This window comes from Janibacter alkaliphilus, from assembly GCF_013408565.1.
Lineage (GTDB): Bacteria > Actinomycetota > Actinomycetes > Actinomycetales > Dermatophilaceae > Janibacter > Janibacter alkaliphilus.
In genome coordinates this window covers 590000-604731 of sequence record NZ_JACBZX010000001.1, presented here as the reverse complement: position 1 = coordinate 604731, position 14732 = coordinate 590000, and the positions used below count along the sequence as shown (strand labels likewise).

The following is a 14732-nucleotide window of genomic DNA, read 5'->3' as shown; positions in this document are numbered from 1 at the left end:
TGGTGGCTGCGCCCGGTCACCACTCAAGTCGATGAGTGTCGCGCAGAAGGGCGTCGACGGCCCGGCTGGAGACCTTGCCCACGGGTGTCCTGGGCAACTGGTCAACGTGGACCACCGAGACGCGCTGACCGCTGACCTCTACCTCAAGAGTTTTCTGGTCACCGGCTGCCTCGACGAGTGTGAGGGGTCGGCCTTGGAGCCACACTGTGTGGGCTCGCCGGGCCTGTAGCCGATTCAGCACGACGTCTTCGATCTCGAGCTTCCGCGCTACCGCGTCGGTGCCGTCGGGAGCCTCGTCCACCCGGAGCCTCGGCAGCATTCGGCCAAGGACATGCAGCTGGCCGTCGTCGTCGACAAAGCCTCGATCCCCGGTCATCACTTCGTTACCCGTTCCCGCGCGGCGGGTGCCGGTCGGGGTGGGCCAGGGCTGCCGGACAACGACCTCCCCGACGAGGTGGCTGGTGTCCACGCCGGATGGGGCGATCGTGGTGGTGGTGCCTGCCAGGGCACGGACGACCATTCCCTCGCGCGCCGGGCGCGGCTCCTTCGCGATGCCGACGAGCAGGGTCTCTGTGGATCCGTATCCCAGCGCGAGCGGGCGGGACAGGGTCTCCTCGACGCCCGTCCAAGTGGTGGGAAGAAGCGGTTCGTCACCGCACAGAGACATCTCCCAGGCGCTGATATCCGGGACGTTGGACGAACTGACCCGGATCGAGTCCGCCAGGCCTTGGAACGTGTCGACGACCCCGACCACGTGCGTCACCCGGGCGTCTGCGATCGCCTCCAGGCTGCTTCGGGGTTCCTCTGGCAGCAGAACGACACCCGCCCCGCTGTGCCACGCCGTGGGAAGCACCACGCCGGTGGCGTAGGCGTGAAACAGCGGCAGCGACATCCCGACCTTGTGGCGGCTCTCCACCCCGAGGGTGCGTGCCGCGATGGCACCGCACCAGGGAAGCGCTTCAGGTGTGTGCCGGATCCACGTCGGTGCTCCGGTGGTGCCGGAGGTTGCCATCACGACCCCGGGCGTCCTGGCTTCCTCCATCCGGGGCCTCGGCCCCCGGCGCCGCGCGCGGGTGACGCGCACCCGGCCGGAGGTCCCCGCACAGATGGTCATGGCCGTCGAGCGTGCCGGAGGTTGTCCCGGCAACAGCAGGTGCACCTCTGCGCCAGAAGCGGTCGCGGCCAGCAGCGCAACGATGTCGCCCATCGTCCCCGTCGGCGATACGGCCACCGGTGTGCCCGGCACGACGCCGTGGCTAGCGAGCTGCGCTGCGCCGGACCCGAGCGCGGCGCACAGGTCGCCGAAGGTGAGTCGACGTCCTCCGGACTGAAGGGCGGGTGCGTCGGGGTGCGTGCGTGCGGCTCGCCGGACGAGTTCCGCGAGGTCGGACGCAGGTTGATCCTGGCGTGAGGGGCGAGCGGGGCGCCTCCGGCTCCCGAAACCATCCTTGACCGCGTAGCGCCAGAGCTGCGGTGCATAGCGGGTGAACGACGGCGCTCTCACTCCAGCTGCGCGTTCCGTCTCCGTGCTGTCGAAGAGGACTTCCGGTCCGTACAGATACGGCTTCAGGTGGTCCGCGCCACGGAGAACCGCCGCCAACCGTCGCGGCGGGGGAACGCCCGGCATCGGAGAGCGGATCCTGGCCAGCAGCGCCTGCGGGAGCACCCGAAGAGCTGCGATGTCGCAGGTAGCGGCTTGGGGGTGGTTCATGCTGCGGAGCTCATCGTGGAGCGTCTCCACCAGCTCGCGCACCGAGGTGGCGCGATCCTGGCCGGCCGTCAGGTGGTAGATGCCCTCGCGGTATCCATCGGCTGCGAGACGTAGCAGGCACCGCGCCACGTGGTCGGAGGGCACGATGTCCAGACGGTGATCGGGGTGGGCCATCAAGGCCTGGACATGTCCGTCGACGAGCGCTCGCGCCAGCGGGTAGAGAGTGTCGTAGGTCACTGTGCGGCCGTCAGTCGACGAGCCGACGATGATGGACGGGCGATGGATCACGACATCGTGTCGAGACGACAGCAGCACCGCCTCGGATTCGGCCTTGGAGCGTTCGTAGGTGTTTCGGAACGAGCGAGATGCATCTACCGCGTGCGGTGCCAGAACCCCGCTACCTTGCCCGACGAATGCGGTCGAGGTGTGATGGATCGTGGTATCCGTCGACGGCAGACATGCCAAGAGGTTCCGTACCGTGTCGACATTGTCCGCGCGCGCTTGATGCAGTGGCAGGTCGAAGCGCACGTTGGCCACCGTGTTCACCACCCACCGGCACTCCGCCAGCATGCGCGCGTCGTCGGAGGAGAGGCCGAGACCCGGCGCCGACAAGTCTGCGGTGTGGTAGCTGGCGCGCTCTTCGGCGCGATCCCCCACCGCGGTCCGCACTGCGTCCCTGGCTCGCTCGCGGCCTTCGCGGTGACGCGTCGACCGTGCGAAAACCCGCCATCGGGCGTCAGGAAATGCCTCTGGGAGCTCGCGAAGGAGGGCACGACCAAGGTTCCCGGTCGCCCCGAACAATGCGATTGAATGATCTTCTCTCTCCCCCATGAAAAGAAACTACCCGCTGCTAGTGTCGGCGCAACTTGAACGGCTCTGCGGAGCGGGAAGGGGGAAGCGTGCGCCGCAACGTGCTCGGAGCGGTCTTCTTCACGGTGCTGCTCGACCTCATCGGCTTCGGCATGATCTTCCCGCTGCTGCCGACCTACGCCGCGGACCTCGGAGCGACACCGACGACGATCGGGCTTCTGGTCGCCAGCTACTCGGCGGCGCAGCTCGTCTTCGCGCCCGTCCTGGGGCACGCCTCGGACCGGTGGGGCCGCAGCCCGGTGGTCGCGGTCAGCGCCCTCGGCGCCGCCGCCGGGTATCTCGTGCTGTGGTCGGCCGACGGGGTGGCCGCGCTCTTCCTCGGCCGGGTCATCACCGGCATGTGCGCGGGCAACATCGCCGCCGCGCAGGCGACGATCGCCGACGTCACCGCCCCGGAGCGTCGCGCCCAGGGCATGGCCGTCGTCGGGGCCGGCATCGGCCTGGGGATCGTCATCGGGCCTGCGCTGACCGCCCTGACCGTCCCCCTCGGCGGGACGTCGGCCCCCTTCGCGCTGGCCGCGGCGCTCGCCGTGCTCAACGCCGGCTGGGCCGCGCTGGCGCTGCCGCGCACCAGGGGACGGGCCATACCGCTGGTCTCGACCCTGGTGCGGGCCAGCGCCGACCGGCTGCTCCTGCTGTACCTCGTCGTCAACCTCGCGGTGATGGTCGCCTTCTCGCAGATCGAGTCGCAGCTGCCGTTGCTCACTCGCGACCTCCTCGGCTTCGGAGCGGTAGAGAACGGCTACCTCTTCATGTACGTCGGGGTGCTCATCGTGGGCTTCCAGCTGACCGGGACGCGCTGGCTGGCGGAGCGGATCAGCGACGACCGCCTCGTCCTGCTCGGGCTGGGCTGCTTCGCGCTGGGCTCCCTGCTGGCGCCGCTGGTCAGCGCGTGGTGGCACCTGCTGCTGCCGGCCGGCCTCATCGCCATCGGCAACGCCACCCAGGCGCCGTCGCTGATGTCGGCGATCTCCACCCGCGCGAGCGAGGACGAGCAGGGCGCGATCCTGGGTGCCAGCCAGTCGCTCGGCTCCTCGGGGCGCATCCTCGGGCCGGTCCTGGGCGGCTGGCTCTTCGCCACGGTCGGACCGTCCGGTCCCTACCTCGTGGCCGCAGCCCTCTTCGCGATCATCGCCGCCGCCGTCGTCTGGTGGAGCCCTCGGCTGCGCCGAGGTGACGTGCACCAGGCGGCCTGATCCGCCACGCCGCGCCGCAGCGGTGCGCACAGGTCGTTGACCTGGGCCGATACCGTCGAAGGGATGCGATGTCACCTCGTCCGTGTGGGCCCGCCCCAGGCCCCGGAGGTCGGTGACGCCCGGGTCCAGGACGCTGCCGCGAGATACCTGCCGCGCCACCCGGACCAGCTCGAGCACGCGCGCCGGTCCTCCGCCGACGGGGTGACCCAGAGCTGGACGTGGTCCAACGAGCCGGAGACCGGCAGCGTGGCGCTGCCCACGACCGCCAGCCCCAGTGCGCCGGACGCGCACGTGCTGTGGACCGGCTACAGCGACGCCGACCTCGTCGCCCAGGCCGCGGACGTGCTCGCCCCCGGGGAGTCGCCGAGCGTCGGAGGCATCTGGTCACTCGGCCGGGTCACCGGCACCGGCGCGGCCGTGACCTCCTCCTTCGCCGGCATCGAGTCCTGGTACCTCGCCGAGGGCGACGACGGCAGCGTCTGGCTCGGCTCCCGCCCCGGGCTGGTGCACGGCGCGGCCACCGGCGCCGCGCAGCCCCGGCTCGACCACGTCGCCCTGGCCGGGGTCGCCAACGCCGGCTACTGCGTCACCGACCGCTCCCCCTTCGACGGGGTGCGGGTGGTGCCCCGGGACGTCGTCGAGACCCTCACCTGGGACACGCGCGCCGGACGGGTGACCCGTGAGCAGCACCGCCGGACCCCACGCCGGTCCGCGGTCGGCGGGCAGGCGCTCGCCGACGCCCTCACGCTGGCGGCCGCCGAGGTCGGCACGCTCAGCGACGACGGCCAGCGGGTGGGGGTCACCGGCGGCCGGGACAGCCGGCTCGTGGTGGCCGCGCTGGTCGCCGCCGGGGTGCCGGTCCGCACCTTCACGAAGGGGGCTCCCGGCGAGCCGGACGCCTTCGTCGGCGCGATGGTCGCCGAGGCGCTGGGCGTCCCGCACGAGCGGGTGGACCGGCCCGGCCAGACCGGCGCGAGCACCGCCGAGGTCGACCCGGTGGCGCGGCTGCACCAGGCGGTGGTGATCGGTGACGGCGGGGTCTCCGGCTTCGACGCCACGGGCGGGTCGCGGCTGGACTACGCCACCCACCGGGCCGGGCTCAGCGGCTCCGGCGGGGAGACCGTGCGCGGCGCGTACGCCCGCATCCAGTTCGTCTCGGCGAACCCGGCCGCCGGCGAGCGCTGGATGGAGCGCACCCTGCTCGGCGGCGTGGACCATCTCGAGCCCGAGGTGCGCGCCGGCTACCTGGCCGACGTCGAGCCGTGGCTGGAGCAGGTGCGCCGCGAACCGCTGCAGGGGCTCTACGACTTCTTCCTCGACCAGCGCCAGTCGCGGTGGTTCGGCGCCGCCCGCTTCGGCGCCTCGCTCATCGCGACCCCGCGGACGATCTTCCTCGACGACCGCGTGATGGCCGCCTGCGAGGGGGTGCCGGTCGAGGAGCTGTGCGACGAACGGCTCATCCGCGACATGCTGGCGATCATCGCGCCGCAGCTGCTCGACGTCCCCTTCGTCGGGGAGCGGCTCACCTGCGAGCAGGACGACCCGCGGCGGCCCGAGCCGGTCCCCGCGGTGAAGGGGGCCGGCGGCGCCTTCAGCTGGCGCACCAGCTTCGACCGCCCGCTGGCCGAAGCCCTTCACCGGGAGGCCGACCGCGGCACGGCGATGCTCGACAGCGACGCGCTGGACCGGATGGACCTCGACGGGTCGGCGACCGCGGCCGATGCGCGCCGACGGTGGCACCTGGCGACCGTGGGGGCGATGCACGACCCTGCTCACTTCGACCCGGACCGCCGCTTCGACTCCGAGCCGGCACCCGTGCTCGTCTCTGCGCGGGAGCAGGCGCCCGAGCCGACCGGCGCCGACCGGAGCCCGGCGGGCCGGGCACTGGACCGGGTGCGGCAGCACCGGCTGCTGCGGACCTCGGCCGCGCGACGGGTGCTGCGCACCCGCCCGGCTCGCGTGGCGGTGCGGGCCGCTCGTCGCGCCCTGCGGCGCTGAACGCGCGGCTGTCGGTGATCGGTGGTCCACTGGAGACATGAGCCGCTGCAGCATCGTCCCCCCGCACATGCTCCGCCGGATGGCCGACTCCGGCGACGAACGGCTGGCCGCCACCGCCCGCGCCACCCTGCAGCTCACCGAGGACCGCTCTGCCGCACGCCAGGGGCTGCGCGGCGTCGCCACCCAGCCCACCACGAGCACGCCCTTCCCGCCCCAGGAGGCCCGCGGCGACGCGACCGGACCGCAGCGCACCGTCCACGACGCCGGCGGCACCCAGACGCTGCCCGGCGAGGTGGTCCGTGGCGAAGGGGACCCCGCCACCGGTGACGAGGCCGCCGACCAGGCCTACGACGGGCTCGGCGAGACCTGGGCGCTGTGGCAGGAGGAGTACGGGCGCAACTCCCTCGACGGGCAGGGGCTGCCGCTGCTGGCCACGGTCCACTACGGGCAGGCCTACGACAACGCCTTCTGGGACGGCTCGCAGATGGTCTTCGGCGACGGGGACGGCGAGGTCTTCCTCTCCTTCACCCGCTCCCTCGACGTCATCGGTCACGAGCTGGCGCACGGCACGACGCAGTACACGTCGGGCCTGAACTACCAGGGCCAGTCGGGCGCGCTCAACGAGCACGTCTCCGACGTCTTCGGGGTGCTCGTCAAGCAGCGCGCGCTCGGTCAGGACGCGGGCACCGCCGACTGGCTCATCGGCGCCGAGCTCCTCGCCGAAGGGGTGCAGGGCCGTGCGCTGCGCTCGATGGCCGAGCCCGGCAGCGCCTACGACGACCCGCGCCTGGGCACCGACCCGCAGCCCGGCCACATGCGCGACTACGTCGAGACCACCGAGGACAACGGCGGGGTGCACATCAACTCCGGCATCCCGAACAAGGCCTTCCACGTGCTCGCCACGAGCCTCGGCGGCAACGCCTGGGGCGACCCGGGGCAGATCTGGTTCGACACCATCACCGGCGACATCAGCGCGGACTGCGACTTCGTCACCTTCGCGGGGCTGACCATCGACGCAGCCACGGCCCGCTTCGGCGAGGAGGCGGAGCAGACCCGGGCGGTGCGCCAGGCCTGGCAGCAGGTCGGCGTCCTGGGCGGCGACGGCGGGGGTGCCGTCGGCCCGGACGGGACCGGCACGGACGGGCAGGCGCCCGCTCCGGCAGACGAGACGGACGAGACCAGCGGTGCCGACGGATCGGCCGAGGTGCCCCCGGGGGCCGAGGTCACCGTGCGCCGCACCGGCGGGGTCGCCGGGGTGGCCCAGGAGCGACGGGTGCGCCTGGACGAGATGCCGGACGGCGACGCCCGCAGCTATCAGAGCCTGCTGCAGCAGCCGCAGGAGCTGCAGCGGATGGCCGCGCAGACCCCGCAGCGTCCGGACGGCTTCTGCTACGGCCTGACCTGCGAGCAGCCGCCGCTGGACGTCTCCATCCCCGAGCCGGTGCTGCCCGCCGAGACCCGCAGCCTCTTCGAGCGGACCCTGCGGCGCGACCAGCAGAGCGGCTGAGGTGAGCCGTCGGTCGTCGAGCCGGTGGTGCCGCAGGTCGTGGTGAGCCGACCCGATGCCCACCGCGCAGGTGAACGTCGCAGGTGAACATCAGGTCAGCAGAGGCTCTCGACCCGTCGCCGAGGGGATCTTGCTGATAGCGTCGTGCGCGCATTGCAGTACGACTTCTCGCACGTAGCGAAGGGGCCCGCACCCAGCGGTGCCCAAGAGTTTCCAGGGGCCACGCGGCGCCTGTCCGAGGGGGCTTGCAAGCAAGCGTGGGACCGCACCCCCGCGGCCCAGTAGTTCCGCAGAAGGAAAGAGATACACCGCATGGCACAGGGAACCGTCAAGTGGTTCAACGCTGAGAAGGGCTTCGGCTTCATCGCGCAGGACGAGGGTGGCCCGGACGTCTTCGTCCACTACTCGGCGATCGACACCACCGGCTACCGCACCCTGGACGAGGCGCAGCGCGTCGAGTTCGAGGTGACCCAGGGCCCGAAGGGCCCGCAGGCCGACCGCGTCCGCCCCGTCTGACGAGGCACGCACCAGCCTGAGACCGAGGCCCTCCACCCGCTGGGTGGGGGGCCTCGTCCGTGCCCGACTTGGTGCGCGCCGAGGGTGGCGGCTAGCCTGTCCGGGTTGTCTGGAGGCGTCGCCTAGTCCGGTCTATGGCGCCCGCCTGCTAAGCGGGTTTGGGGCTACAACCCCATCGAGGGTTCAAATCCCTCCGCCTCCGCCAGCACCCGAAGGGCCCCACGGTCGATCCGTGGGGCCCTTCGTCGTGCCCTCCAGCCCTCCGCGGCTCGTGCGCAACTGTCCGGGCAGTTGCGGAGGGTGGTGTGATTTGCCCGGGCAGTTGCGGAGGGTGGTGTGAATTGCCCGGGCAGTTGCGGAGGGTGGTGCGAATTGCCCGGGCAGTTGCGGAGGGTGGTGTGAATTGCCCGGGCAGTTGCGGGGGAGAGGGTCAGGGGGAGCGCCAGCGGCGCATGACGAGGAACTTGCCGATCGTCGCCGCCACCGTGCACCCGCCGACGACGAAGGTCTGCAGGGCCGTCGGCGCGTGCGGCAGCACCGCCAGCAGCGCGGCGAGCCCGCCGGCGGTCAGCGCCCACGTGCCGGCGAAGATCGCCAGCCCCTGCACCTGGTGACCCAGCGCCCCCTTCGGGTCGGTGATGCCGAAGGTCCAGCGCCGGTTGGCCGCCGTGTTCACCACGGTCGCCAGCAGCAGCGCCACGAGGTTGGCGACCTGCGCGTCGAGCCCGAGCACCGTGGTCGAGAGCAGCGCGAAGAGGCCCAGGTGCAGCAGCGTCGTCCCGGCCCCGACGAGCGCGAAGCGGATCGCCTGCGCGCCGACCCCGGCGTCCGGCGGCGAGAGCCGACCCATCCGGTCGCGGATGTCCTCCACCGGCAGGTCGCCGCGGGCGAAGGAGCGGTGCATCCGCCACACCCCGCGCAGGTCGTCCCGCGCGGTCCCGACGACGTCGACCCGGCTGTCCGGGTCGTCCCACCAGTCCACCGGCACCTCGTGGATGCGCAGCTCGCAGCGCTCGGCGAGCACCAGCAGCTCGGTGTCGAAGAACCACGTCGGGTCCTCCACCAGCGGCAGCAGCTCGGCCGCCACGTCCGCCCGGATCGCCTTGAACCCGCACTGCGCGTCGGAGAAGCCGGCGCCCAGCGCCGCCCTCAGGATGAGGTTGTAGCCGCGAGAGGTGGTCTCGCGCAGCGTGCCGCGCACCACCCGCGACGAGCGGCTCAGCCGGGTGCCGATCGCCAGGTCGGAGTGGCCGGACATCAGCGGCGCGACCAGCGGCCACAGCGCGTCGAGGTCGGTGGAGAGGTCCACGTCGGTGTACGCCAGCACCGGGGCGTCCGAGGCGGCCCACACGTGCTTCAGCGCCCGGCCGCGCCCCTTCTGCGGCAGGTGCACGGCGGCCACCTGCGGCAGCTGCTCCACCAGCTCGGTGGCCACCCGCCAGGTGTCGTCGGTGCTGGCGTTGTCCGCCACCGTGATCCGGAAGGGGTAGGGGAAGGTGGCGAGCAGGTGTGCGCGCAGCCGGTGGACGCAGGCGGCCAGGGTGGCCTCCTCGTCGTAGACCGGCACGACGATGTCGAGCACCGGGGTGGGCGCCCCGGCCGGGGAGCGCTGCATGCGCTCCCCGGCCAGCGCGATCGCGGACCCGTCGGTGGCGGCGGCCATCACGAGGCCTCCGTGCTGCTCGTGTCGGACCCGGACTCCAGCGGCTGGGTGAGGTCGTAGAAGGTCTGCGACCCGATGGTCACCTCGGTGTAGCTCGCGGCGGCCCACTCGAGGATCTCCGACCCGGAGTCCGACCCGCCGTCGCTGCCGCCCATCCCGCCCATCCCGCTGGAGGCGAGCAGGTAGTGGATCTCACCGTCGGCCACGTACTGCTGGAACTCCTCCAGGGTCGGGCTCGGGTCCGAGCCGTTGAAGCCGCCGATCGACATCACCGGGAGCTCGGTGCCCAGCTGCAGGCCGGCCGCGCTCTGGCTGCCCACGGCCGCGGCCACCCAGGTGTACTCGTCGCTGTCCGCCGAGAGCGCCGCGACGACCTCGGTGCTCGGGGTGGAGGCGTCGAGCAGCCCGCCCATGCCGCCACCGCCGGCCTGCGGCGTGCCGGTCTGACCCGTGCCCCCGGGCGCGGTGCCCTGGGTGGTGCCGTCCTGGCTCGTGCCGTCCTGGGTGCTCGGCGGGGTCATGCCCTGGGTGGTGCCGTCCTGCGTCCCGCCGGGCGGGGTCCCGCCACCAGGACCACCGGCACCTCCACCGGCGCCACCACCGGGACCGCCGCCCATGCCGCCACCGGTGCTGGGGCCGGCGGTGACGATCGAGCCGCTGTGCCCTTCGGACAGGGTCGTCACCGTGTAGGCGGTCGGCCCGGCCAGCGCGGCGACCAGCGCCGCCGCCACCAGCACCGGCGCGGTCCGCCGGTGCAGCCGGTCGGCGACGACGATCAGTGCCGCGGTGGCCAGCCCGAGGGCGAGCACGGTGAAGCGCAGCCAGCTGCCGTACTCCGTGGTCCGGCTCAGCAGGACGAAGCCCCAGACCGCGGTCGCGGCGAGCGCCGCCGCGAGGACCAGCCGACCGACCAGCCGGTGGCGCAGGTCCCACATGTCGGCGACGCCCATCCCGACGAGCGCTCCGATGGCCGGGGCCAGCGCCACCGTGTAGTACTCGTGGAAGATCCCGGCCATGAAGGAGAAGGTCAGCAGCGTCACCAGCAGCCAGCCGCCCCACACCAGGTAGCCGGCCCGGCGCCCGTCGGTGCGCGGCGCGCGGCCACGCGCCCACAGCCCGGCGACGAGCAGGATCAGCGCGGCCGGGATCAGCCACGAGATCTGACCGCCGATCGCCGAGGAGAACATCCGGGTGATGCCGGTCTCGCCCCAGCCGCCACCGCCGCCGACCGAGCCGGTCTCCTCACCGTTGAGCCGGCCGAGCCCGTTGTAGTCGAAGGTGAGCTCGAGGAAGGAGTTGGTCTGGCTGCCGCCGATGTAGGGGCGGGCGTCCTCCGGCACCAGCTCGACGATGGCGGCCCACCAACCACCGGCGGCGATCATCGCGCCGATGCCGGCGAGGGAGCCGAGGATGCGGCGCTTGAGCGTGGTCTGCGCGGCGACGAGGTACGCGATGCCGAAGAACGGCACGACGAGCAGCACCTGCAGGGTCTTGGTGAGGAAGCCCAGGCCCAGCAGCACGCCGACCAGCGCCATCCAGCGGATCGACCCCTTCTCGACGGCCTTCATCGTCGCCCAGGCACCGAGCGCCATGAGCAGGGTGAGCAGCGCGTCGGGGTTGTTGAAGCGGAACATGAGCACCGCGACCGGGGTGAGCGCGAAGATCGCACCGGCCAGCAGCCCCGCGGCGGGCCCGGAGACCCGCTTCACGGTGGCCGCGACGACCCCGGTGGTGGCCACACCCATGAGTACCTGCGGCATGAGGATCGCGGCGCTGCTCAGCCCGAAGATCCGCACCGACAGCGCCATCACCCACAGCGATGCCGGGGGCTTGTCGACGGTGATGGCGTTCGCCGCGTCCGAGCTGCCGTAGAAGAAGGCGGTCCACGACTCGCTGCCCGCCTGCACCGCGGCGGAGTAGAAGGAGTTGGCCCAGCCGCTGGCGGTGAGGTTCCAGGTGTAGGTGACCAGGGTCAGGGCCAGCAGCGCCAGCAGCGCCGGCCGGGCCCAGGCCGGGTCGTCGGCCGGGCCGCGCCACAGCCGGGCGAGGCGGCCGGTGGGTCGTGCGCCGTCGCCGGAGCGGTCGGTGCCGCCGGCGGGACGCACGAAGGGGGTGCGGGTGCCGCTGCCCGAGGTGCGGGCCAGAGTCGTGGATGCCATGCCGGCCACGCTCGCCCCGGCCGCTGTGGGGTGGCTGTGGCCCGACTGAGGTGCACCGCTGACTTGCGGCGTCGGCTCGTGCGGGTGCTGGCGATCGTCCGGCGCGGCGTCGGCTCAGGCCTGGCTGATGCGTACCGCGGCGGCCTTGACCGCCAGGTGCACCCGCGCGCCGGTGCGCAGGTCGAGCTCGGCGACCGCTGCCGGGGTGAGGTCGGCGACGAGCACCCCCATCGTGGACCGGACCCGGAGCCGCACGGCCGACCCGGAGGGCTCGACGGCGACCACCTCGCCGGGCAGCACGGTGCGCGGGCTGCCGCCGGGCGGCGCGGCGTGCACCGCGACCGTGTCCGGCCGGAAGGTCGCCACAGCTGCCGTGCCCGGGGCCAGCTGCTCGCCGCCGATGCCGCGCATCACCGTCCCGTCGGTGGCCTGCAGCCCGCCGTCGACGGCCCGGCCCTGCAGCAGGTTCGTCCCGGCCAGCCGGGCGGCGAAGGGGGTGCGCGGCGCCGACAGCAGATCGGTCACCGGGCCGGACTCGACCACCCGACCCTGCTCGAGGACCACCGCCTGGTCGGCCAGCAGCGCGGCGTCGACGACGTCGTGGGTGACCAGCACGACCGTGCGGCCGGCGAGCACCTGGCGCAGCACGTGCCGGATCTCCGGGGCGGCGTCCACGTCGAGCGCCGCCAGCGGCTCGTCCAGCAGCAGCGCCTCCGGCTCGGCCGCGAGCGCTCGGGCGATCGCCACCCGCTGCGCCTGCCCCCCGGACAGCTGCGCGGGGCGCCGGTCCTCCAGCCCCGTGGCCCCGACGGTCTCGAGCCACCCCGCGGCCAGGCGCCGCGCCTCGCGACGGCCCCGGCCCTGGGCGCGCGGCGCGAAGGCGACGTTGTCGAGGGCGTCCAGGTGCGGCAGCAGCAACGGGTCCTGGGCCAGCAGCGCGACCCGGCGCCGGTGCGCCGCCAGCCCGCTCAGGTCGCGCCCACCCAGCCGGACGTCGACCTCGTCAGGGCGGTGGGTGCCGGCGACCGCGGTGAGCACCGTGGACTTGCCGGCGCCGTTCGGCCCGAGCAGCGCGGTGGTGCGCCCGGCCTGCATCGACAGGTCGACGGCCACCCGCCGGGCCACGTCCCGCAGCCGCACGGACAGCCCGCTCATCGGCGCACCTGCCACGGCCGGGCCAGCACGATGACGACCACGGCGACCACGACCAGCAGCACCGACAGCGCGACCGCCGCGTCCGGGTCGGTCTCGCGCTGCAGGTAGATCTCCAGCGGCAGGGTGCGGGTGGTGCCCTGCAGCGACCCGGCGAAGGTCAGCGTCGCACCGAACTCCCCGAGCGCCCGGGCGAAGGTGAGCACCGTCCCGGAGACCAGCGCCGGCCGCACCAGCGGCAGCGTGACCCGGCGCAGCACGACGCCGGGGGAGGCACCCAGGGTGGCGGCCACCCCTTCGTGCCGGTCGCCGACGGCGCGCAGCGCTCCCTCCAGGCTCACCACGAGGAAGGGCATCGCCACGAACGTCTGGGCGATGACAACGGCGGCGGTGGAGAAGGCGATGTCCACGCCCAGGGCGTCGAGCTGGCTCCCGAGCAGCCCGCGCCGACCCAGCAGGGTGAGCAGCGCCAGCCCGGCGACGACCGGGGGCAGCACGAGGGGCAGCAGCACCAGGGTGCGCAGCAGCGTGCTGTCCAGCCGCGGCACCCGGGCCAGGCAGAGCGCCAGCGGCACCCCGAGCAGCAGGCTGAGCACGGTGGCCGCCGTCGAGGTCCGCAGGCTCAGCCACAGCGCGTCGAGCGCTGCCGGCGAGGTGAGCAGCGTCGGCAGCGAGCCGAGATCGATGGCGGCGACGAGACCGAGCACCGGCAGGGTCACCAGCAGCGCGCCCAGCGCGGCCGGCAGGTAGGCCCAGGCGGGGACCCGGCTCACGGTGCCTCGAAGCCCGCGGCCGCGAGCCGGCCCCGGCCCTCGCCGGCGCCGTCCGCGACGACGAGATCGGTCATCTCCCGGGCGAGCTCCGGGTGCGCGCTGCCGGTCAGCGCCGCCGCCGGGTAGGCGGTCGTGGTGTTGAGCCGGTCCGGGATCTCCACCGCGTCGAGGTCGTCGCGACCAGCGGTGTCGGTGACGTAGACGATGCCGGCGTCCGCCTCGCCGGCGGCGACCTTGGCCACGACATCGGTGACCTTCGACTCCTCCGAGACCGGTGCGAGGGTCACCCCGGCGGTCTCGGCGACGCGCTGCGCCGCGGCCCCGCAGGGGACCTGCGGGGCGCACACGACGAGGTCGAGGTCTCCGCCGTGGTCTTCGCCGAGGTCGTCGACGGACTCGACCTCGGACGGGTTGCCCGGAGGGGTGGCGATCGTCATCCGGTTGGTGGCCACGAGCTCCGGTGCGCCGTCGGCCAGACCGGCGTCCGCGACCCGCGCCATGGTGGGCTCGTCGGCGGTGACCAGCACGTCGGCCGGGGCTCCCTGCAGGACCTGGCTGGCCAGCTCGGAGGAGCCGGCGAAGGAGAGCCGCACCTCCACCCCGTCGTGCTCGGCCTCCAGGTCGGCCGCCAGCTGCTCCATCGGCTCCCGGAGGCTGGCCGCGGCGAGCACGGTGAGCGTGGTCTCGTCGTCGGCGCAGCCGGCCGCTGCCGCGGTCAGGGCGAGCCCGGCGACGGCCACGGCCGCCCGGCGCCGGTGCGCGGCAGCGGTGCGGCTCACTCGCGTCCCTGCGGGGTCTCCAGCACGACCTGGGTCGACTTGATCACCGCGACCGCGACCGATCCGGGTCCCAGGCGCATCTCCTGGACCGCCTCGGTGCTCAGCAACGAGACCACCCGGAAGGGGCCGCACTGCAGCTCGACCTGGGACATCACCGTGTCGCTGGTGATCTCGGTGACGATGCCGACGAGACGGTTGCGCGCCGAGGTGGCCCTGCCGGTGGGGTCGCTCAGCCCGCGCGCGCCGGTGCGGGCGTGGCGCGCGAGGGAGAGGGCATCGACGGTGCGGCGACCGCCCTCGTCGGGGCCGGGGTCGAGCGCGCCCTGATCGAGCAGGCGACGCACGGTGTCGTCGCTGACCCCGAGGTAGGCAGCGGCCTCCTGGACACGCAGATGCGGCATAGGTTTC

At 73.4% G+C, this 14732-nt stretch carries 11 protein-coding genes and 1 tRNA gene; 5 read left to right on the top strand and 7 right to left on the bottom strand.

What is annotated here, in order from left to right:
- Positions 1 to 16: 16 nt before the first annotated feature.
- Entirely contained in the window at positions 17 to 2542 is a 2526-nt protein-coding gene (locus BJY28_RS02940; protein ID WP_179461677.1) for an SDR family oxidoreductase, read from the bottom strand.
- Positions 2543 to 2610: 68 nt separating this feature from the next.
- Between BJY28_RS02940 and BJY28_RS02935 the strand changes: the two genes are divergently transcribed.
- The 5 genes from BJY28_RS02935 (at position 2611) to BJY28_RS02915 (ending at position 8003) form a co-directional block, all read left to right on the top strand.
- Positions 2611 to 3777 (top strand): MFS transporter, encoded by a 1167-nt coding sequence (locus BJY28_RS02935; protein ID WP_179461676.1) that lies wholly within the window; start codon positions 2611 to 2613, stop codon positions 3775 to 3777.
- Between the two features lie 84 nt (positions 3778 to 3861).
- Positions 3862 to 5775 (top strand): hypothetical protein, encoded by a 1914-nt coding sequence (locus BJY28_RS02930; RefSeq protein ID WP_179461675.1) that lies wholly within the window; start codon positions 3862 to 3864, stop codon positions 5773 to 5775.
- Positions 5776 to 5812: 37 nt separating this feature from the next.
- Positions 5813 to 7282: a protealysin inhibitor emfourin gene (locus tag BJY28_RS02925; protein ID WP_179461674.1), complete on the top strand. Its 1470-nt coding sequence runs from the start codon at positions 5813 to 5815 to the stop codon at positions 7280 to 7282.
- 312 nt (positions 7283 to 7594) lie between these two features.
- On the top strand, positions 7595 to 7798 hold the full coding sequence (locus BJY28_RS02920) for a cold-shock protein (protein ID WP_179461673.1): 204 nt from the start codon (positions 7595 to 7597) through the stop codon (positions 7796 to 7798).
- Positions 7799 to 7909: 111 nt separating this feature from the next.
- Positions 7910 to 8003: transfer RNA gene (locus BJY28_RS02915), tRNA-Ser, on the top strand.
- 225 nt (positions 8004 to 8228) lie between these two features.
- Here BJY28_RS02915 and BJY28_RS02910 read toward each other — a convergent pair.
- The 6 genes from BJY28_RS02910 to BJY28_RS02885 form a co-directional block, all read right to left on the bottom strand.
- Positions 8229 to 9461, bottom strand: a complete 1233-nt coding sequence (locus tag BJY28_RS02910; protein WP_179461672.1) for a bifunctional glycosyltransferase family 2/GtrA family protein — start codon at positions 9459 to 9461, stop codon at positions 8229 to 8231.
- Positions 9461 to 11620: an ArnT family glycosyltransferase gene (locus tag BJY28_RS02905; RefSeq protein ID WP_179461671.1), complete on the bottom strand. Its 2160-nt coding sequence runs from the start codon at positions 11618 to 11620 to the stop codon at positions 9461 to 9463. The genes BJY28_RS02910 and BJY28_RS02905 overlap by 1 nt, the downstream gene beginning before the upstream one ends.
- 114 nt (positions 11621 to 11734) lie before the next feature.
- Positions 11735 to 12775, bottom strand: a complete 1041-nt coding sequence (locus BJY28_RS02900) for a sulfate/molybdate ABC transporter ATP-binding protein (protein WP_179461670.1) — start codon at positions 12773 to 12775, stop codon at positions 11735 to 11737.
- Complete coding sequence (locus BJY28_RS02895) at positions 12772 to 13545, bottom strand: ABC transporter permease (RefSeq protein ID WP_179461669.1); 774 nt, start codon at positions 13543 to 13545, stop codon at positions 12772 to 12774. The genes BJY28_RS02900 and BJY28_RS02895 overlap by 4 nt, the downstream gene beginning before the upstream one ends.
- Positions 13542 to 14324, bottom strand: a complete 783-nt coding sequence (modA, locus tag BJY28_RS02890) for a molybdate ABC transporter substrate-binding protein (protein WP_179461668.1) — start codon at positions 14322 to 14324, stop codon at positions 13542 to 13544. The genes BJY28_RS02895 and modA overlap by 4 nt, the downstream gene beginning before the upstream one ends.
- Positions 14321 to 14725, bottom strand: a complete 405-nt coding sequence (locus BJY28_RS02885; protein ID WP_179461667.1) for a TOBE domain-containing protein — start codon at positions 14723 to 14725, stop codon at positions 14321 to 14323. Before BJY28_RS02885 ends, modA begins: the two co-directional genes overlap by 4 nt.
- Positions 14726 to 14732: the final 7 nt, after the last annotated feature.

What these genes read in the sequence shown, in the direction of transcription:
- BJY28_RS02925 (WP_179461674.1), top strand. Translation starts at nt 5,813, where the DNA reads ATGAGCCGCTGCAGCATCGTCCCCCCGCACATGCTCCGCCGGATGGCC.
- BJY28_RS02905 (WP_179461671.1), bottom strand. Translation starts at nt 11,620, where the DNA reads ATGGCATCCACGACTCTGGCCCGCACCTCGGGCAGCGGCACCCGCACC.
- BJY28_RS02885 (WP_179461667.1), bottom strand. Translation starts at nt 14,725, where the DNA reads ATGCCGCATCTGCGTGTCCAGGAGGCCGCTGCCTACCTCGGGGTCAGC.
- BJY28_RS02910 (WP_179461672.1), bottom strand. Translation starts at nt 9,461, where the DNA reads ATGGCCGCCGCCACCGACGGGTCCGCGATCGCGCTGGCCGGGGAGCGC.
- BJY28_RS02940 (WP_179461677.1), bottom strand. Translation starts at nt 2,542, where the DNA reads ATGGGGGAGAGAGAAGATCATTCAATCGCATTGTTCGGGGCGACCGGG.
- BJY28_RS02920 (WP_179461673.1), top strand. Translation starts at nt 7,595, where the DNA reads ATGGCACAGGGAACCGTCAAGTGGTTCAACGCTGAGAAGGGCTTCGGC.
- BJY28_RS02900 (WP_179461670.1), bottom strand. Translation starts at nt 12,775, where the DNA reads ATGAGCGGGCTGTCCGTGCGGCTGCGGGACGTGGCCCGGCGGGTGGCC.